Source organism: Parabacteroides sp. AF17-3, assembly GCF_003635445.1.
GTDB lineage: Bacteria > Bacteroidota > Bacteroidia > Bacteroidales > Tannerellaceae > Parabacteroides > Parabacteroides goldsteinii.
On the sequence record NZ_QTMM01000009.1, the window covers coordinates 217059 to 238632 of the forward strand.

Consider the following 21574-nt stretch of genomic DNA (forward strand, 5'->3'; position numbering starts at 1 on the left):
CTCTTTTTTATTCACTTTTTACTGATTCTGCCGGATTTGCCAGTGCTGCTTCCTTTACCTGACGGAAGATGGAAAGGAGGACAATTACACAGGTAATGAAAAAGACGGCGATGAAAGGCCATATCGTCAGGTGGATGTGGTTGGCATATGTTTCCAGCCAGCGATTCATCAGGATATAGCCTATCGGTAAGGCAAACAGGTTGCTGATCACGACTAATATCAGGTATTCCCTGAAGAATAATTGCAGGATATGGTAGAAGGTCGCACCGTTCACTTTGCGGATGGCAATCTCTTTTTTACGCTGTTGGGCGGAGAGGCTGACCAGGGAGTAAATACCGAAAGTGGAGATCAGGATACAGAGGATTGCAATGATACTGAATACACTGAAAATGACTTTCTCCGGCTGGTTGAACTTATCCACTAAATCCGTTAGTGGAGTACATAAACTAGTGTCTGTCACTCCGCTTACGTTGAACTTTTTTGCCACCTGCCTGATATGTTCGGTTACTTCTTTTTTATGTCCCGGAAGATAACGGACATAGAAGTATTGAACAGGCGTATAATTCTTTGCATCTTTATCGGTATGAAGACGGAAAAAGATACTTAATACAGGAAATTGCATGGGAGCATAAATGTAATCGTTTATTATGCCCGATACTTTTTGGGTAGTTGCCGAATATTGTTTTTCATCATATCTGTAAATGCTTCTTTCCAATAAGTCTTTATAACCCAACTGACGGTAACCGGTTTCATTGACGAGATAAGAACCCGGATTACTCTCGTCCAGCCATTTTCCTTCTCTCAGGCCGATATGGAACAGTGAAAAGAAATCTTTACTGACTAGCATCAGATTATCTTCCCGGAACGGATCTGTTTCGGCCGGATCAAATGATAAATGTATAATTTCTGTTCCATACCAGTCTCCTTGTTCCGTAAATACCGGAGAGTTTACAGCTGTGTAGCAGACTTCTTGTATATAAGGATGATTTCGTAACTCCGGTTCGAGAACTCTCAGGTCATTCTCGTATGCATTTTCGTATCCCATATCCATCTGAAGCACATTCTCATACTCTACACCTTTATCTTTGTTCAGAATAAAATGCAATTGCATGAAAAGAATAATAGATGTAATGAAGAACAGCGATCCGATAAATATCTGACCGGCTATTAATCCTCTTTTCAAAGCAACGGACTGGGTGCCCGGGCTGCAAAGTATCCTGCGGATCGGCAGATAAGTAATTATCCAGAATAATAGCGTACTGGCGAGGATTGCTGTTATCGCATTGAACACTAATGCCGATTGGTCGATATGGCGGGATACGCCTTCGTACATTCCGTAACGATTCCAGGTGGTGTAACTGTCATAATAGGGATAAATGACTTCAATCAGGCAGAATGCCAATAAATAAGCGATGAACATGGGGAGGAATAATTCCGTCCAGCCTTTTTGCATCATCTCTTTGGTAGAAGCCCCGATGCAAAGGTAGGTTCTGTTTTTATTCTTCTTCCGTTGTTGCTGTCCGATAAAAAGGACCAGCAGGTTCATAAGGGCACTCATGAAGGCCATTAAACCGGCGAGTGCCAGGATATGAATGTTCCGTATCCTGTTATCCAGTTCCGGATGGCAATATAAGTGAACTTCCGAAGGTGTCCGCAGGTTTATTTTCCATTGGTCTACATGCTCGGTTCCATAAGGATCATCAGCATGGCTTTTATAAGCTGCCAGTTTTTCTTTTACTTTTTTGATATTACAGTCCCGGTGTAAACGTACATATGTTTTATTCCGGTTTACGTGCGTCATCGGTTTTACCTGATCGATTAAAAGGAATTCGAAGATAAAGTCTGAATTATCCGGATAATCTTTGATCACTCCGACTATGGTAGGGTGATACTGCCCTGTTAAATCAAAGACTTTCCCGATGCAATCGGTAGTTCCGAAAAATCTCATAGCCGTGCTTTGGGTGAGAACAACCGATTGACCGTCGAGGACAGTCCCTTTGTATGTCCCGGCGACAAAGTCGGAACGGAACATTTCGAAAAAGGAATGATCGCAGACAAGCCCGTAAATATATTTGCTGCTATTATTTTCTTTTATCGTGAAATTGCAGTTTGCGAATTTGCATACTTGTTCGATCTCAGGCAATAGTTTTGTTAGTTCGGCCAGATCGTTCATATGTAACTGGTCCAGGTCGGCATCTGCTCCGGTTGCTTTTTTCACCAGTCCGGTGGTGGTCAGGCAATAAAGCCGGTCGCCGTTCGGATGAAAGTTATCGAAATGTGTTTCCCACCACAGCCAGTAACCGCCCAGGATAAAGGCCGTGAAGCCGATTGCCAGTCCGATAATGCTGACCAGCGATTGAGTTTTATATTTGGCAAATTCCCTGAGAGTGACTTTTAAATAATGACGTATCATAAGATTAATTTTTTATTCGCTTTTTATGACTTCGGCCGGATTCGTTTCAGACGCTTTCAGTGTCTGGTAAAGGACGGTACAGATAATCAAAGCGCTTGTTGCTAACAATATTATGGCATACATCCATAAACCGATACTGATGCGATAAGGATATTGTTCCAGCCATCCGTGCATAAACAACCAGGCTAGTGGAAGGGCAACCGCATTGGCAATGACTACGATTGTCAGATATTCTTTGAAGAACATGCTGATAATTGTTTTCGATGAGGCGCCCATCACCTTGCGTACGGCTACTTCTTTCCGACGTTGTGCAATGTTGCTGGATGAAACGGAATAGATTCCGAAGATCGAGATCAAAGTACAGAGTATGGCCAGCAGGGAGAAGAGTTGCAGGCTGGCATCTTCCGATTTGTTCAACTGGTTGAAAACATCTGTCATTGTCTGTATTTGGGGAGTTGTATCTCCTTCTTCCTTGTGCTTCTCAAAGACTGTCCGTATTGTTTTGATGGCAGCCTGTTCATTTTCGGGTTTCACACGGGCATAATAGCAGTAACTGTTCCAGTTACTCCCGTCGAGCGTGATAATCGCCGGGAGTATAGGGTTACGGAGGCTGGCCGCCTGGAAGTCTTTGACGATGCCTACGATCTCCAGCTCTTTTTGTCCTCGTTTTCCGTCTCCGTAAATAACACCGTTCCAGATACTGATCTTTTTTCCGATCGGGTTGTCTATTCCCATAATCCGAACAGCTTCTTCATTGATAACGGCTGTGTTGCCCGGCGTGGTCCAGTCTTCCGGATCTGAGTCGCCTTCATTTATAAAATTACCTTTTAATAAAGTTATTTTGAATGCATCCAGAAATTTATCGCCTACCTTGATTACCTGGAAATTCGGATTGAAATCATCCGGCTTTCCTTCCCAACTGACTTCATTTTGAGTATGAGGTTCGTGGGTGATGGAGAAGATGCTACATTCTACAAACTCATCGATTATCGAAAGGGTTGCCAGTTCGTGGGTGATTCCGGACCGGTCATGATAATCCATTGTGATATGAATCAGTCCTTCTTTTTGGAATCCCAGGTCCTTATGTTTCATTAATGAAATCTGTCGGAGCATGATGAAGGTGCTCATCAGGAAGAATACGCAAATACCGAGTTGAATAGTCATGCTGACCTTGCGGAACGAACCCTTCCGGTTGGCAGAAATACCTCCGGACAACATCAGTGAAGATGTTCGTATGAAACGCAGTAATAAGGGGAATGAAACAACTATCAATACCCCCCAGCTGACTAAAGTGATTATAATCAAACTCGTATAAAAATCAGGGTCGGTTATCTTCGTATCGAAGGTTTTACAGAACAGCGAAGAAGTGAGTTCCAGCAGACAAAAGGCCAGAACAAAAGCGATACCTGTTTGTAATGTGAGTTCGGTCAATAGCTGTATGATCAACTCCCGTTTACCGGCACCGATCGAATTCCGGAGCCTTATCTCTTTTATGCGCTGGTAGATACGGTTTAGAAGGAGATTGATGAAATTGAAGAATACGCACAGTAATAGCAAAATGGTTGTTATGGCAAAAGTGCGGATGTAGGATAAGTTGAACGATAACTCGCTTCCAAAAGTATGCCGCATGTCTGTTAACGGAATCATCTTTACCGCAAGCGTATTCAGGTAGTTGTTTTTCTCCAGATAGGTTTGCAACTTTTTTCTGAACACATCTACACTGGCTTTGTCTTCCAGTAGCAGATAAATTTCATTTTCAAATTGACTCCATTGTCTGTCTTCCGATATCCTGTCCGTCATTTCAGTAGTGAACTTATCCAACTCGAAGACATCCTGTTTGAATGCGGAGTTAGCAGGTGCATCTTCCACTACCGCCACGATGGTGAGCGTTTCCCGGTATCCATTTTTCATCACTTTCCCGATCGCATCTTCCGGGCTTTTGAAATATTTGAGGGCAAAAGATCGGGTTATGACAATTTCATCCAGCGAATGCAACAGATTCGTTTGCCGGCCGCTGAGAACTTTCCTGGGGAAAAGGGTGAAGAAGTTGTTGTCGATAAATATTTCTTCCGGATCTTCCAGTATCTGATCGTTATATTCGAAGGTAGAACCGAAATTCCCGTATACCAGTGCCGTTTCTTTTATTTCCGGAAAATCTTGCTTGAGTTTACGGGCCAGAACGAGTGGTAATTCTCTCTCTTTTTTTCCGGTTTGTTTGTTGATACCGTAGAGCGTGTACATTTGTTCGGACTTTGGATAAAAACCGTCGTACGAGGTTTCGTATTCCAGCCATTTCATCCCGTAGGTGAAACAGACGAGTCCGATGGCCAGTCCGATAACGCTGATAAGTGTTTGCAATTTGTATTTGATAAAATTGCGTGAAGCGATAGTTATATAGTGTCGTATCATGATTCTCTTTTTAAAGGTAAATTGTTTTGATCTTAATACAAAATATGTGCCAATGTTATAATGATATGATAATTAATAGTTTGTAATTCATTCCCTTTCTTTTAAAAAGTGCATATACGCACAGTAATTGTTCGTATATGCACTTTTTATTCAGATTTTATCGATACAGCCGGATTTGCTTTTGCTGCTTTTAAGGTTTGGTAAAGAACAGTGCAAATGATCAGTATGCTTGTGAATAACAGGATGGTCAGATACATCCATGCACTGATATTGATCCGGTATGGATATTGTTCCAGCCATCCGCGCATGAATAGCCAGGCTAAAGGCAAAGCAATCAAATTGGCTACTATTACAATAGATACATATTCGCGAATAAACATACCGATGATCGTTCGGGAGGATGCCCCCGTCACTTTCCGGATAGCTACTTCTTTCCGCCGTTGGGTGATATTGCTGGAGGATACGGAGTATAGTCCGAAGACCGAGATGAGTGTGCAAAGTATCGCCAGCAGTGAGAAAAGTTGCAGGCTGGCATCTTCCGATCGGCTTAATTCTTTTAATACATCGTTGACCGTCGTTATCTCCGGTTGCTGGTCGTATGGAAGTGCGTATTTTTTATATGCATCCCGAACTGCTTTGATGGCTTTTTGTTCATTTCCCGGATTTACTTTGACGTAATAGAAATAACTATTCCATAGTGAAGGGTTTAATGTAATGACAACGGGAAGAATCGGGTTTCTCAGGCTGGTAGATTGGAAGTCCTTTACTATGCCGACAATTTCTACGTCCTGTTGTTGATTGTTCCAAAAGCTGAGTTTTTTACCAATCGGATCGGTATATCCCATGATACGTGCAGCCTCTTCGTTGATAAGCGCTTTAGAACTCATAAAATGTCTTGGTCCCTTAACCAGATCTGTTTCTTCAAGCAACCGCCCTTTTAATAAAGGTATCTGGAATGCGGATAAAAAGTTTTTACCGACTTCCAGCATATGGAAATTCACTTTAGTATCCGGGCTTTTTCCTTCCCACTCAACTTCTGTTAATGAATAAGGTTCGTGCATGATAGAGAAAAATGATGCAACCACCAGTTCTTTTACGATGGGGAGGGATGCGATTTCACGTGCGGTACCTTCTCTGTCATCATTCAGCATGGTAATCTGTATCAAGCCTTCTTTTTCAAATCCTAGATTTTTGTTTTTCATCAGAGAGGTTTGTTTAAGCAGGATGAAAGCGCACATCAGGAAAAATACGCAGATACCCAGTTGGATTGTCATTGCTATTTTGCGGAACCCGCTTTTCCGATGAGGTGCAACACCACCGGATACCAGTAGTTGAGAGGTCCGGATAAACCGGAATGATATAGGAAGCGAGATCGAAAGAGTGATTATCCAGCTGAATAATGAGATTTTGATCATGTCGACATACAACTCTTTACTATCAATTGTTGTATGGAAAATATACTTGAACAGGGGAAATGTAATTTCCATTAAACTCCAAGCAAATAAAGTAGCTATAAATATCATCAATGAATATTCCAGTAATAGCTGGCTGATCATTTCTTTTTTACTGGCTCCGATAGTGTTGCGCAGTTTCATTTCTTTGATTCGTATATAGGTCCGGTTGATTTGCAGATTGATAAAGTTGAAAAATACGCATAGAAGCAATAATAATCCGGTTATAGCAAAAGTTTGGATATAAGTAAGATTAAAGGACAATTCGCTGCCGAATGTATGTCGGACGGCTGTGACGGGTATCAGCTTCAAAAAGATGGTCTCATTGTATTTATGGATAGAGGTATAGTTTGTTATCTTTTTTTCGAATGTGTCGATATGCGTGTTTTTATCCAGTAACAGATATATTTTAGAATTTAAATACATCCATTGATTAGCTTCTGGTATTTCTACCTCTGCCCTTCGTGTATACTGATCTAATTCGAAAGCTTCTCCGACAAAGAGTGAATTGTCAGGTGCATCTTTCAGAACGGAAACGATCCTGAGGTTTTTCTCATAACCACAACTTAATACTTTATCCAGAGCTTTTTCCGGACTACTAAATAGTTTAACGGCAAAAGAACGAGTTATAGCAACATCATTAGACGATTGCAAAATATTATCCTGTCTTCCGCAAATGACTTTTCGTGGAAAGAATGAAAAGAAATTTTCATCGATAAATACTTCATCCGGATTAGGCACTCGCTTTTCATTATAGGAGAAATCAGAAGAATACTTTGCGTATATTTGCGTCGTTTCTATTACTTCCGGGAAATCCTGTTTTAATCTTCTTGCCAATATCAGGGGTAGTTCTTCCGTTTTCTTGCCGGTCTGTTTGTCTACCCCGTAAAGCATGTAGATTTGTTTGGATTGCGGATAGAAGCCATCGTATGAGGTCTCATATTTCAGCCAGTTGATGCCGTATGCAAAACATACCAATCCGATAGCCAGACCGGTAATGCTGATGACGGTCTGCAATTTATATTTGAAGAAATTACGTATGGCTATGATAAGATAGTGTTGCAACATGCTTGGTGAATGTTTATCAGTTATTTATTTCTTTATTCGATTTTAATGACTTCGGCCGGATGCAGAGTCAGATTTTGTTCTTTAAGCTGTATTTAATAACATCTCTGCCTCCTTGCCCGTTGGGAGACAAAGCTAATAAATACTCGCCGGATTTCTCTGTGGCTATTTTCCGTAAATTGCGGTCTGCCTGTAATACGGCTTGTTGTTTGCCGTCCCAGTCGAATACATAAATCACTGAATTACCGGTAAAGTTTGTCGATCCGTCGAACAGACAGAATACATATTGTTCTGAACTGCAAATGTCAATGAAACATTTCTTGCTTTGCTCTGCATCCAAGTATTTATTGGAAATGTCGGGGACCGGTATGGTATAATAATCAGCAAAAGAAACCGATGCAGTCATATCACAATTCATATCGTAGAAGTTGACACAGTCGATAAATCGCAGGGCAGCGACGATCACCCCTTTTTCCTCGTTGAGCGTCAGGTCGCTGGCATACCCCTTTTGAAGGACTGTTGCCGGTATTGGAACCGTGATCTGAGGATAACCCGGAACAGCATATTGTCCGTTTGTTTTATTGGATGAAAAGAATACCTGTGGTTTGTGAGGATTGAACTGAACGGCATATAATTCCTTGGAAGTGATACAACAGTTCGTGCAACCATCTTTCAGGCCATAATCGGACATAGACTCCGATTCTGCAGAAAGAGCCGGAGATGTTTGATCCAGATCCATGCGTTTCAATTTGCGTGAATCGTTGTCCCAGACAGATACCTTGTTTTTATTATTCTTGTTGATATAATCATATTTAGTAAAAGACGGATAGGCGATTATAAAAGTATCTTTTTCTCTTTCTCCTATTCCGTGAAGCGATAAATCTTTTTTACTTCTTATTTGCAGAAGCGTGTCGCTATAATAGTCCATAAACGCGTAGTAATCGTTGGTAATCGCTACATCGTAATAGTTATGTATCCCTTGTCCGGCGAAAATAACTTCGCCGGATAGTTCGCCTGTAATATCCGTAGTCGCTTTATACGTTTTTACACTGTCTTTGCTGTTAGGGGTGGAACAGGCAAAGAATACGGAGAGACTGGTGAGTAGACATAGTAACTGTTTCATATTTGTCATGTATTTATTATTCGGAATGTATGATTTCTGCCGGGTTTGTACGGGCTGCCTTTCGTATTTGCCAGATCAGAGTGAGGAATGAAATACCTCCGGTCAAAAGGATCGCGATGGCAAAAATCCACCAGGCAATATGGGCTTTGTAGGCAAAATCGACCATATATAAAGTGATGGCCAGCCAGGATAAAGGCAAACCGACCAGACAGGCTATTCCATATAATTGACTGTATTTGATAAATAACATTTGCCATATGGCTTTGGTCGTTGCTCCGTTTATTTTCCGAATCGATATCTCATGAAACCGTTGTTGTATATCGAATAGGGATAAACTAAACAAGCCCATAGCAGAAATCAATATGGCTATAATCGCGAAAAGGGAGGCGACACTGACCAATTGCTTATCCTCCTTGTAAATAGACAACACTTCATCTTTCAAAAATGTATAAGGGAGTTCATTTCCACATGACTCGTTGTATATTTTTCGAAGAAAGTCGATTGCTTCCTGTTTTTTATCCGGAACGATACAGACTAATAGACCGGATGAAAAACCTTCTTTATAATAAAAGAAAATCATCGGTTCATAGCCTTTAGACAAATGTTGTGTACACATATCTTTAATAACTCCGATAACTTGATACCTGGGAGCCGGTTGCTCTTTCGTTTGCGGACTGTAAACAAGCAGGCGGTCCAGAATGACTGGTGTTTCATCGATATCTGTAATACCCAGTTCTCTTTTTGCCGATTCATTGATAACAATCGAAAGATCCATATCATTATCGATGGAGTCATTCCATAGCCGTCCTTCAATCGCCTTTATCCCCAGAATACGGAAGGAATTTTGATTGCTTACTTGGGTTCCTATACTTGTCCATTCTTTTCCCGGAATATGTGCCCAGCAATTTTGCCCTAAACGACTGATCGGGCCGGGAGAATAGCTGTGCAGCTTGATGAGCGAGGGAGTATTTTTCAGGTTTCTGTCCAGTTGTCGAACAATCAGATTGTATTTATTCCACATGCTCATATCGCTTCCCCGTGGCCCTTCTATTGGTGAGATTTTGATAATATTATCTGTTTCATATCCAAGATCGGTATTCAGCATAAAGTTTAACTGATGGATAGAATAGATAGATACGATGGTTAAAGCTAGTGTGATAATATATTGTAAACAAAGGAATACTTTTCTGGATATAGTAGATTCTCCGCCTCTCCCGATCTTTTTTAAAGAAGTTACCGGAGAAGAATAATTATATTGGAAGAAGGGGTATATGGCCGTGATAAAAGGTAACAGGAATAGAATCCCTACAGAAAGGCTGGCGTCAAATAAAAAATGCAAAGGAATCCGGATCATTAGAAAAGTATTGACCAGCAACGTCCCTGTTTCTATGAATACCCATGCCAGAAATAAAGCTACGAGAGTCATACATAAGTTTTCAGTATACAATTGAACGGCTATTTGCGGGGTATTTGCTCCGAATACTTTTTTCATACCGAATTCACGTGCCCGTTTCTGGATCAACACTGTGTAGACATTGATAAAATTGAATAATCCTACCAGCATGATCAATACGGCAATTGCTATCAGGATAAGTACGTGTGTATAATTCCCTACCAACCGGTTATCCAGGTATGTGACTACCTGCTGATCGAAATATAGCTTCTGTAGAGGGTAAAAGCAGATGCGTAGGCGGTTGGTGAAATTAGACATTTTATGGAATGCTTCGTATTCCTTGTTGACGGAGGCAGCAGAATGCCCCTTATGTAATTTGACAAGGGAATGGGGCATTGAATATTTTCTGTAGTTGGCCGATTCATTCGATATCAGCAGGTCGAAAGGCATGGAAAATCGGGTGTCCGGTTTACCCATAACGGCAACGACGGTTACAATCTCTCCCATCGAGGTGGTGATTTGTTGACCGATCGGATCTTCCTTCCCGAATACTAATCGGGATAGGTCTTCCGAGATTATTGCGTCTTGCGGATTCTCTAATAATTTATTCCGGGACGTTTTTAGTATGGGGATCGGTACTATTTTCAGATAATTCGTGTCTGCGGCTAAAGAGGCAACATTGTACAGTTTGTTATCGACTGTAATCTGATCTTTGTCACTCTGGAATAGTGTAGATACAATTTCTACAGCCGGATCTTCCAATGGGCTTGGGGTATATCCATATTCAGGTAACAGACCGTAGAGTCTTTTCTGGTGGGATACTTCATCTTCCATCACTGTATAGCAAACCCTGTCTACTTCCGGAATAAAATGGTCGGTGGTCATTTCACTGTAGACATACCGGAATATCAATATACAGCAGGCCAGGCTGAGTGCCAGTCCCAGTATATTGATTGCCGTATAAAGCCGGAATCGTAGGAGAGTTCGTATGGCTAACAGGATGATTTTCATGTTTATTTATTCTGATTTAACGACTACCGCCGGATTTTGATTGGCTGCTTTCCAGATTTTCCAGCCGACGCTAGCTATGATAATAAGTTCGATTACAATAAATAATAGAGGGTAGATCCATATATTTATTTCTGTTTGTTTTACGTAACTCTCCAGCCAGTATCTCATTGCGAGATAGCCGACAGGGAATGCTATGGCTGTACTTATTGCGACAAGGAAAAGATATTCATTGAAGAATTTTTTCAGAATGCTTTTGGTTGTCGCTCCGTTTACTTTCCGTATGGCTATTTCTTTTTTACGCTGTTCACAAGTCAAGGTAACGAAGGAAAAGACACCAAATATTGAGATAATAATGCAAACAGCAGAGGTGAAATGAAGCATCTTTAATAGCGCATCTTCCGATTTAAGGTACTTGTCGTACTCTTCTGTCGCATTGTAGATATATGTATATGTTCCTTTCATCTCTTTCTTAACGCTTTCCAAATGCTTTTTTATTGTTGTCCAACTTCCTTCTTTGTATTTGAAAATAATATCTTGGGGAGAATTATAAAATAGTTGTTTGTATTTCTCCGGAGACAAATATAATGTCGGATTGACTGGTGTCGTAGGAGATGCATTATAAGTATCTTTGATCAGTCCTTTTACTTGATATACGTCTTTAGGTTGAATAATACTTTTTCCTATGGGATCGTTCCATCCGAATGCTTTTGCTGCTGCTTCATTGATCAGTACCTGACCGGACAGATCGGAATCGTGGATCATCTCGCCTTTAAGTAAGGTGAGGTTATAAAATTGGGCAAGCGATTTCGTGCCGCAAACGACTTCCAGACTGATTGGCTGATCATTTTCCTTTTTATCGCTCCAATCTTCAATATGATAAGAAATCCGGCTTCGGTAAGGTAATAGGCTACCATGTTCTGTCAGTATATCCGTTACTTCGGGCATTTGAGTCAGTGTCTGTTTATATTTTTCTGAATAAGGATAAATGGAGATGGAAGCGATATTTTTTCTTTCGATACCAATATCTGTATTTCTTAAATAGTGGAGTTGTTTAACCATGATGATGGAGCAGAAAATGATTCCGATGCTAATGATCAGTTGGAAGATAATACACACTTTGCGAAACATATTATTCCCCTGTCCCTTGGTAGCCCCTTTGATGGAAGATTGTAATGTTTTATGGCGGAAATAGCTAAGAACAATTAATATTAATGTATAGGAACAGAGTATGATAACTCCAATATAAACTAATGCTTCTGTAAATACGAGTGTTTTATTGGAATGAATCTCCGAGAGTTCCTTGAAAGACGGATACACAAGTTCGATTAGTACCATTCCAACCAGAAGTGCAATAAAAAACAATGTGAAAAATTCGGTAGATAAGAGTGCCAGTAATCCTTTAAAAGAGGCTCCGCATATTTGTCGTAAAGCGAGTTCCCTGTTTCTCATGTGTATTCGGGAAACAAACAATGTCAGGAAATTGAATAAGGAGCAAAGAATAACCAGTCCACCGGCTAATGAAAACAAGAGGATGTGATTGAATTTTATTTCTGTTTTAGTTTGCGGATGATCATAGTGTAAAGAAGTCAGAGGTGTTACTACCAGTGGTGCTAATTTTATGTCATCTTGCTTTATCTCCATTTTGCCCATTTTTTCCGAAAACTTATAAAAGTCGGTTTTGGGATATAATTTGATGTATGTCTCATGTGAGAAGTAGGTCCATTGCTTTTTATCGCTATCACTACAAACGAGTCCGAATGGAATATTACTGTGTTCTGACCAACCCTTTACAATAGCACAAATCTTCCTTTTTTCTTTATCGGCACCGAACTCTATTTCTTTCCCTATAGGATTTTCATTACCAAAAAGTTTCTTAGCTAATGCTTCTGTGATAGCCAGTTCTTCATTATAAGGAATGAGAAAATTAGTATTGCCTGATATGATCTTTATATCGAAGAAATGCATAACAGTAGAATCTGCTTTTAGTATCCTTGTTTCATAAGGTGTACCGTTTAATGCAATGTCGTTTGTCCATGAAGTCGTAGCGCAGGCAATCTCTATTTCAGGGCATGTTTGTTTTAAATATGCAGCTAAAGGTCTAGGAGTATTGCTCATTCCGGATTCGTCAAGAATACTTTTTTGCCGCACCAGATAAATCCGGTCGGCATCTTTGTGAAACGAGTCATAAGTCATTTCATAATGAATCCATAGACTTCCCAGGGCAAAGCAGGTGAACCCGATTGCCAGGCCGAAGATGCTGATAAACGATTGTGACCGGTATTTCAGCAAATTGCGTATTGCTATTTTGAGATAATGTTTTAACATACCTGTTTTATTCCGATTTAATAACTTCTGCCGGATTCTGATTGGCTGCTCTCCATATTCTCCAACCTGTACATAAAGTGATGAGTGCTGCTAATACCAGCCATATTACCGGATAAATCCAGAAGTCTATCCGGGTTTGAAGTACATAACTTTCCACCCACGGCTTCATGATGAGGTAACCGGTCGGGAAGGCAATGGCAGAGGCGACCAATAATAAAAGCATGTATTTCAACAGGAAAGACTGCATGATATGAGGTGTTACTGCGCCGTTCACTTTCCGGATGGCAATCTCTTTGCGGCGTTTCTCACAGTCGAGGGTGACGAGTGAGAAGACTCCGAACAGGGAGATCAATACACAGACCAGCGTCACGAAATCCAGCATCATCAGCAAAGCGTTTTCCGATTTCAGGAATTTACCGTATTCTTCTTCCATATTGTTGATCCGGCAACTTCTGACGTCCGGATTTAGTTTTCTCACTAATGCGTCCAGCCGTTGTTTGCAGTTAGTCCAGGTCCCTTCCTGATATTTGAACAGGATGGAACTGTCGTTAAATTCGGCTTTTTTCTTGAATACCATAAAGCCAGGCTTGCATGGTACTGTCGGAGGTGCAATATAGAAGTCTTTAATGACACCGGAGATTATCCAGGGATTGTCGCCTCCGATTGTTTTCCCGATCGGGTGATCCATATTCAACTCTTTGATTCCGGCCTGGTTGATTAATATATGATCGCTGTTCCCATCGGCAGGGATCTCTCCTTCAAGAAGTTGGAATTCATAAAATTTGAAGTATGCCTGGTTACAGTCGAACATCTCCAAGCTGACGGAAGCAGTGGAATCCTGGCGTCCATCCCATCTGTCTATTGTACTATAAGAACGGGCATAGCGAGGGAAGATGGCTGATATGCTATCGGGAAATATTTCGGTTATAAATGGGACTTTCGCCATTTCTTCTCTTAATCCGTCGATGGACGGATATGTATTAATGCAGGCCCGGTTTGTCCGTTCGAATCCAAAGTCGGCCTGGTTCAGATGGTGGATTTGTTTCATCAGGATTACCGCGCAGAAGATAAAACAGATACTGATCACGAATTGTGCTATCATGCTGACTTTCTGGAATATATTTTTGCTTTTGCTTCCGGTTGAACCTTTTAGCATGGCATTCAGTGTCTTTTGCCTGAAATAATAGATTGGGTATAAGGATAATAAGAAAGAAAGGGAGGCTACGATTGCGGTATATTTAATGGCAGCCAGGTAGATATCCATATTATCCAGTTTTATTTCTGATAACTCCCTGAATGTCGGCAATGCTAATTCTATCAGGATTAAACCGGTGAATAAAGCAAGCAATAAGGTGATCGAATATTCGACTCCAAATAAAACCATCTGGTTTTTATCAGACGATCCGCAAACTTTCCGTAAGGCAATTTCGCGGCTACGCATCCGGATCCGTGTAATAAATAGAGTCAGATAATTGAATAAGGCACATAATATGACCAATCCGCCTGCCGAGGCAAACAGGAGGATATGTTCGTATTTGACTGTTACAACCCGATTGGGACGGTCATAGCGCATGGAGGTAATAGGTGTCAGTACGATCTTATCGACAGAAAATGTTTGGCCGGGTTTCGTCTTATATTCATCGAGTTTTTTTCTGAATGCCTGAATATCGGCACCTTCCCGCAGTCTGATAAATGTTTGCCAGGCAGAGGCATTCCATTCTTTTCCGAAACTGTTTGATTCAAGAAAATCGAACGGCAGATTACTATGCGTATCCCAGGGCTTAACGACTGCACAAATGACCTTATCTCCATAGATATCGATTTCTTTTCCGATAGGATCTTCTGCGCCGAACAATTGTTTGGCAAACCGGTCGGTGATAGCCAGTTTATTATTATTCTGAAGCATAAAATCCCGACTACCGCTGATTAGCTGAAAATCGAACATGTTTACTGTCGCAGAATCGACTCCGATCTTAAATGAAGTATATTCTTTTCCTTTATATTTGAATGCCATCCCCCAGGCTTGCATATTGCAGGCATCTTCCACTTCCGGAAATGTCGCTTTCAGGAAACCGGCTAACGGATAAGGCGTAATTTCCGATATGCCGCTGCTGGACATATATGATTCAACGCGTACCAGATAAATCCGGTCGGCCCCTTTATGAAAAGTGTCGTAAGTCAGTTCGTATCGTATCCACAAGGTAGACAGGGCAAAACAGGTAAAACCGATAGCCAGGCCGATGATGCTGATAACGGATTGCGATTTGTACTTTATCAGATTACGGAATGCGAGTTTGATATAATGTTGTAACATGCTCATAATATAATCGTTGAATTTATTCGGATTTAATCACTTCTGCCGGATTCCTGCCTGCGGCTTTCCATATGCGCCAACTTATGCACAAGGTAATAATAAATATGAGACAGATCAAAAGAACCGGATAAATCCAGGCGCTTATCTCTGTTTGTATCACATAATTCTCCAGCCAGGGCTTCATGATGAGGTAACCGACTGGCAAGGCGATACATGCTGCCAGGCAAAGCAACAACATATACTCCTTAAAGAACATGCGTATAATCATTCGGGCAGTAGCACCGTTTACTTTGCGGACGGCTATTTCCCTACGGCGTTGTTCGCAGTTGAGGGTTACCAGGGAGAAAATACCGAACACAGAGATGAGGATGCAGACTACCGTAACGAAGTCGAGCAACTTGATCAGGGCATTTTCCGATTGGAGGAATTTGTTATACTCTTCTTCGGCGCTGTCTAAACTGTAGAAGGTAAATTCCGGGTGCTTTTCTTTGATCAACGCGTCGATCCGTCGTTTGCATTCCGGCCATTGTCCTTCATGGAATTTGAAAAGCAGCACTCCGCTGGAACTGATCGAATAATAGTATTCCTGAACGGTGAACATAATCGGTTTCACCGGTATGGTAGGCGATTCTTTACAGAAGTCGCGTATAACACCGATAACCTGTAAACGGGTTGAATCGAACTTTTGGAAATATTTACCGATCGGGTCCCGCCATCCGAACTCCCGGACTGCTGCTTCGTTGATCATCACTTTGTCCTTTTGATCGTCGTCCTTTAGCATTTTACCACTCAGAAGTTTCAGGTTATAGTAATTGCATATTTGTTCGCCACTGGGGATAAGTTCCAGGCGTATTTCATTTGTTGATGCCGGTTTTTCATCCCATTCCTTCGTTGTCATATATTGTTTTCCTGTGAAAGGTATGAATGCATTATGATTGCCCGGGAGAATAGTTGTAATCATAGGTATTTGTTTCAGTTCCTCCCGCAGACTGGCTTCGGACGATTTGGTACTGAATACGAAAGATGCCCTTCCGGCCCGTTCCACGACACGGTCGGAATGTGAAAGGAAATGTATCTGTTTAATCATTACGACCGTACAGAAGATAAATCCGATACTGATGATAAACTGGAATACCAGGAAGAACTTCTGGAAATAATTCTTTCCGTTCCCTTTCTCCGTCCCCTTGATTGCAGCGTTCAACGACTGGCGGCGGAAATATTGGATCGGGAATAAAGAGATAAAGAATGACAGTACTGCCACAAAAAGCGAATAAAGGATAGCTTCCAGGTAGATTCCGTTGGTGGCCGTATGGATTTCGGATAATTCCCGGAAAGTCGGTAGTATCAGTTCGATCAGCAACATGCCGATGAAAATGGCGGCTAGCAAGGTCAGTAGATACTCTATGGAGAATAAACCCATCAGATGCCGGTCTGAGGAGCCGCACACTTTACGTAAGGCAATCTCTTTTCCGCGCATTCGTATCCGGCTGACGAACAATGTCAGATAGTTGAACAGCGAACAGAGGATAACCAGGCCGCCCGATAATGCAAACAGCAGGATATGATTGAATTTAACGGTCGCTTCCTCTATCGGATGATCGTAACGCAGCCGGGTGATCGGTGTCAATACTAAATGTTCCAGTAGCGTATGATCTTGTTCAATCGTATGTTCATATAGTTTTTTGCTGAAAGCCTTGATGTCTGTCCCTTCCCTGACTTTGATATAAGTAGACCAGTTGAGAGCGCCCCAATATGCATATTGATGATTGGCTTCTATTATATCAAAGGGGATATTGGTATGTGTTCCCCATGATTGGACGACTGCACAGACCGGTCTTTTCTCATTATAGATCATCAATTCTTTTCCGATCGGATTCTCTTTACCGAATAGTTTTTCGGCAAGTTCTTCGGTGATGGCTATTTCTTTATTATCAGGTAACAGGAAATTGGTGTTTCCGCTTATCAACCGGACCGGAAATGTTTTCATCAGGGCGGAGTCCATATCTATTATACAGGATGGATGGGTAATTCCCTCATATTTGAATTCAAAATCGCCACCCCGTGTATTGCCGGCCTGTTCTATCTCTGGATATGTCTCTTGCAGGTAAGCCGCCAGCGGGGAGGGGGTGACTGTCGATAAACCGTCTTTGCTGTTTTTGTCTTCGTTCCTGACAAGGAAGATACGTTCGGCTCCTTCACGGAAGTTGTCGTAAGTCATTTCATATCGTATCCATAATGTTGCCAGTGCAAAACAGGTAAATCCCATCGCCAGGCCGATAATGCTGACGATCGATTGCGTTTTGTATTTTAATAGGTTGCGTATAGCAATCAGTAGGTAATGTTTTAACATGGTTTCAATTGTAATTGTATATTGAAAAATACAAAAGATGTGCCAAACGGGTAACTTCTTAGTAACTATGCTGTTATCGGATGTGGGGCGTTGGGGACTGTGTGTGTATCCGCACGAATTACGTTCGTTTGCGCACGGTGTTGTGCGAATGGTACGGAATAATTAACGTATCCTTCCATCTACTTTGCCGTAGAAAATGTAAAGCGGATTGGTTATATTTTATAGTTTTGTGGTTTATAACTCTATAAGTATGCAGATACCCGTATCACGATATATCTTTTTAGTGGCTTTTTGTTTGTTTGCCAGCCTTCATATGCAGGCTCAGTTTCTGGATTACGGCTCCGATCCGGCACGGTTCAAATGGAACATTGTCAAGTTGCCCCATTATAACCTGGTGTATCCGCAGGGTAACGATTCGATGGCTTATAACTACGCCCTCTATCTGGAAAATGCTTATCCGCATTTGCAGAAGACGATCGGGACAGGGATGCAGAAGAAATTTCCGGTGATTCTCCATCCGGCCAATATGTCGTCTAACGGATTGGTATCGTGGGCGCCGCGCCGTATGGAACTGATCACGACGCCTTCCTCCAAACTCGATGGGGTGAGCTGGGACAAACATCTGGTGCTGCACGAGTCGCGGCATGTCCTCCAGACCAGCAAGGTGATGCGTGGTTGGTTCAAACCTTTATACTATATAATCGGTGAGCAGGCGGCGGGCGTTGCTGCCTTTTTCATGCCGAGCTGGTTTCTGGAAGGCGATGCGGTGGGAACCGAGACTTCCATGTCGAACGGCGGGAGAGGGCGGTTGCCGGAATTCAGTATGCCTTACCGTGCCCAGATGCTGGGAGAAGGAAAAAATTACTCGTTCGATAAATGGTATCTGGGTTCTTATAAAGATTATACGGGCGATTATTATGCATTGGGTTATAACCTGACTTCTTTTGCCCGCCACCGTTTCGGGGCGGATATATGGGATAAGACGACCACCCGGTATGTGAACCGTTTCTTTGCGATCCCGATGTTCAGCAATGCCTTTAAACATAATGCCGGAATAAGCATCGACGGACTGTATAATGAGACGTTCGACTTTTTGCGCGACGAATGGAGGAAGATGGACACTGCTGCCGTTATTCCCGATTATCTTTCGCCGAAACCCGGAAAATATACTTCTTACCGTTATCCGCAGGCGGTGAATGACTCGACGGTTATTGCCGTTAAATCAGGTTTGCAGGATATCAATTCGCTGGTTTCGGTAACGAACGGAAAGGAAAAGCGATTGTGTTATCTCGGAACGATCAACAGCCGTTTGAACCTGGCCGGCAACAAGGTGTACTGGACAGAAATTGTCCCGGGCCTGCGTTGGACACATGAAAATTATTCCGTTATAAAACAATATGATTTAGAAACGGGAAAGGTGACGATACTTACTCCCCGTGGGCGTTATCTGGCTCCGGCTATCGACAAGGACAACCGGACGGCAGCCGTTTCCCGTTTTACGGTAAGCGGTGAAAACCAGTTGGTGCTGGTCGACCTGGCAACGGGAAAGGAACAGCGTTATTTTACTGTTCCGGATAATGCCTTCATCAAAGAGTTAACCTACGATGATAATGGAACGATTACTGCCGTAGCCGTAACCGCTACCGGTATAAGTCTGCTGCAACTGGATACGCAGACCGGTGCATGGAGTGAATTGCTGGCAACCACTTCCGTAAATATTACCGCTCCGCTTTGGAGCAACGGCAAACTGTTTTTTGAATCGGGAGCCAACGGAACTAATAATATCTATTATCTGAATCCGTCGGATACAGCCACTTACCGGTTGACATCTGCCCGTTTCGGGGCTTTCGATCCGGCTTTTACTCCCGGTAAAGACAAACTGCTTTATTCGGATTACCAGGCAGACGGGTATCGTATCGGTTCTTTGGCGGTGGATAGCCTGGAAGCGGAAAAGGCGGACTTGGGCGATCCTTATCATTCTCCGCTGGTTACTTCGCTGGTTGAACAGGAGCAGTTCAATCTGGATTCAGCCAAACTGACTCCTATCGAGTTTAATCCGCGTCCTTACCGCAAAGGAGCGCATACGTTTAAGTTACATAGTTGGGCCCCCTTCTATTATGATGTGGCGGAAGCGATGAATACGGGGGCTGACGATCTGAGTACGATCGTGAAACCGGGCGTTATGGTCCTTTCGCAAAACACGTTGAACACGGCTATCATGCAAGCTGGATGGTATTACAATAAGGGTGAACATCATGGCAAATTATCATTTACCTATAAAGGTTGGTTTCCGGTCATCGATATCGCTGCCGATTATGGCGGTAAAGCATTCGATGTAACCTGGGTGACCAACGACAAGGATAAGGAAGTGGCACAGGCGGCAACCGTAAGACGTACCTTGCTGGAGGCTGAGGCGCGTGTCTACCTTCCTTTCAATCTTACCCGCAACCATTATATCCGGGGAATACAACCGGCGGTTGCCTATTATTTTACCAACGACAGGTATCAGCAATATGAAAGCCGTACATATAGCAATTTCCAGTATATCCTGCCGGAAGTATTGTTTTACAGTTACCGCCGGAAAGCCCAGCGTGATATCCTGCCCCGCTGGGGATATCAGTTGCGGTTGCAGTATCTCCAGTCTCCTTTCAATAAGGAAAACTACGGAAGCCTGTATGCCGGACGCCTGACGGCTTATTGGCCGGGTATCCTGCGTAATCACGGATTGATGTTGCGTATGGGATACCAATACCAGAGTGTGGACAATAAAACCCTGTATTTACCCAAACATTTGATAGATAAGCCTCGCGGATATAATTTCATGTATCAGACCCGTCAGCAGATTGCCTTTAAGGCTGATTATGCTTTTTCTGTCTTTTCACCGGATCTCAGTCTCGGGCAACTAGCTTATATCCGCCGCCTGCGTGCCAACCTATTTTACGACCTGAACCGTAACCAGGCTGCCAAAGGTCATGACTGGACAACACAAAGTTCATTCGGTACCGATCTGATCTTTGACTGGAATGTCTTCCGGATGAGCTTCCCGCTGACAACCGGCGTACGGTTGATACAACCGATCGATTATGGCAAGTTCCAGGTCGAGGCACTGTTTTCTATCACATTTTAGGAAATAATCGTTCACCGTTCACCCTGATTGGTGTAAGTTGTTGTTTATTTGTTATTTGTGTTGTTGTAAATCAGGTGAATGGTTTGCCTGAAAGGTGAATGGTTTATCCGAACCCTTCACCTGGCTTCCTGCCGAGGTTTTATTTGTTAATTGGAAATAGGCTTTCGCGGTCATATTAGAAATAATTGAGCTATCAGTTTATAGCGACGGGAGTAACCAATTCCCCTCTTGAGAGGGGAGACAGGTACAACCAGTCACTATAAATAGCTCACATCTGATAAATTCTGAACTATACCTTTATATCCAACTATCATTCATGTAATAGGGAACTAATCGGAAAGCAATATATAACTAATGGTAAACATACTATCCGGTCGTTTTTTGACTGCCATCGTTAAGCTTGCCGACGTAGGTGGTTAAGCTTAGCGACAGTGGTCGAAAAGCTTACCGGGCGTGGTCGTTAAGCTATTGGGTTATTTCTTTTGTGTTAATATACTATTGTTGGCGGGTTAATGGGTTATATGATAATTGGTAGTAGTTCAGGGTGAAGGGTTTGTAGTAACCATTCACCCTTTTGCTAAACCGTTCACCTG

9 protein-coding genes are annotated in these 21574 nt (G+C 42.3%); 1 reads left to right on the forward strand and 8 read right to left on the reverse strand.

Features of this window, described 5'->3' with window-relative positions; genetic code table 11:
* Positions 1-7: 7 nt before the first annotated feature.
* The 8 genes from DWW91_RS13910 to DWW91_RS13945 form a co-directional block, all read right to left on the reverse strand.
* The gene (locus DWW91_RS13910) at positions 8-2413 is read right to left on the reverse strand and encodes an FtsX-like permease family protein (RefSeq protein WP_122328068.1); all 2406 of its coding nucleotides are present in this window, start codon (positions 2411-2413) and stop codon (positions 8-10) included.
* Between the two features lie 12 nt (positions 2414-2425).
* Positions 2426-4822 carry an ABC transporter permease gene (locus DWW91_RS13915; protein ID WP_122328069.1) on the reverse strand — a complete coding sequence of 799 codons (2397 nt, stop codon included), beginning with the start codon at positions 4820-4822 and terminating at the stop codon, positions 2426-2428.
* Between the two features lie 146 nt (positions 4823-4968).
* Entirely contained in the window at positions 4969-7341 is a 2373-nt protein-coding gene (locus DWW91_RS13920; protein WP_122328070.1) for an ABC transporter permease, read from the reverse strand.
* A 67-nt stretch (positions 7342-7408) separates the two neighbouring features.
* Positions 7409-8461, reverse strand: a complete 1053-nt coding sequence (locus DWW91_RS13925; protein ID WP_122328092.1) for a BF3164 family lipoprotein — start codon at positions 8459-8461, stop codon at positions 7409-7411.
* Positions 8462-8477: 16 nt separating this feature from the next.
* A complete protein-coding gene (locus DWW91_RS13930) occupies positions 8478-10865 on the reverse strand; it encodes an ABC transporter permease (RefSeq protein ID WP_122328071.1) in 2388 nt (795 codons plus the stop codon).
* 6 nt (positions 10866-10871) lie between these two features.
* Positions 10872-13190 carry an ABC transporter permease gene (locus tag DWW91_RS13935; RefSeq protein WP_122328072.1) on the reverse strand — a complete coding sequence of 773 codons (2319 nt, stop codon included), beginning with the start codon at positions 13188-13190 and terminating at the stop codon, positions 10872-10874.
* A gap of 7 nt (positions 13191-13197) precedes the next feature.
* A complete protein-coding gene (locus DWW91_RS13940; RefSeq protein WP_082207498.1) occupies positions 13198-15510 on the reverse strand; it encodes an ABC transporter permease in 2313 nt (770 codons plus the stop codon).
* 16 nt (positions 15511-15526) lie between these two features.
* Positions 15527-17854, reverse strand: coding sequence for an ABC transporter permease (locus tag DWW91_RS13945; RefSeq protein WP_122328073.1), 2328 nt, complete (start codon positions 17852-17854; stop codon positions 15527-15529).
* A 250-nt stretch (positions 17855-18104) separates the two neighbouring features.
* On the opposite strand from DWW91_RS13945, the gene DWW91_RS13950 reads away from it, so the two are divergent.
* Positions 18105-20981 carry a hypothetical protein gene (locus DWW91_RS13950; protein WP_122328074.1) on the forward strand — a complete coding sequence of 959 codons (2877 nt, stop codon included), beginning with the start codon at positions 18105-18107 and terminating at the stop codon, positions 20979-20981.
* The last annotated feature ends 593 nt before the right edge of the window (positions 20982-21574 follow it).

Bases quoted from the DNA above. Each gene is read 5' to 3' on its own strand.
- DWW91_RS13940 (WP_082207498.1), bottom strand. From the start codon at position 15,510: ATGAGCATGTTACAACATTATATCAAACTCGCATTCCGTAATCTGATA.
- DWW91_RS13935 (WP_122328072.1), bottom strand. From the start codon at position 13,190: ATGTTAAAACATTATCTCAAAATAGCAATACGCAATTTGCTGAAATAC.
- DWW91_RS13930 (WP_122328071.1), bottom strand. From the start codon at position 10,865: ATGAAAATCATCCTGTTAGCCATACGAACTCTCCTACGATTCCGGCTT.
- DWW91_RS13920 (WP_122328070.1), bottom strand. From the start codon at position 7,341: ATGTTGCAACACTATCTTATCATAGCCATACGTAATTTCTTCAAATAT.
- DWW91_RS13945 (WP_122328073.1), bottom strand. From the start codon at position 17,854: ATGTTAAAACATTACCTACTGATTGCTATACGCAACCTATTAAAATAC.
- DWW91_RS13915 (WP_122328069.1), bottom strand. From the start codon at position 4,822: ATGATACGACACTATATAACTATCGCTTCACGCAATTTTATCAAATAC.
- DWW91_RS13925 (WP_122328092.1), bottom strand. From the start codon at position 8,461: ATGAAACAGTTACTATGTCTACTCACCAGTCTCTCCGTATTCTTTGCC.
- DWW91_RS13950 (WP_122328074.1), top strand. From the start codon at position 18,105: ATGCAGATACCCGTATCACGATATATCTTTTTAGTGGCTTTTTGTTTG.
- DWW91_RS13910 (WP_122328068.1), bottom strand. From the start codon at position 2,413: ATGATACGTCATTATTTAAAAGTCACTCTCAGGGAATTTGCCAAATAT.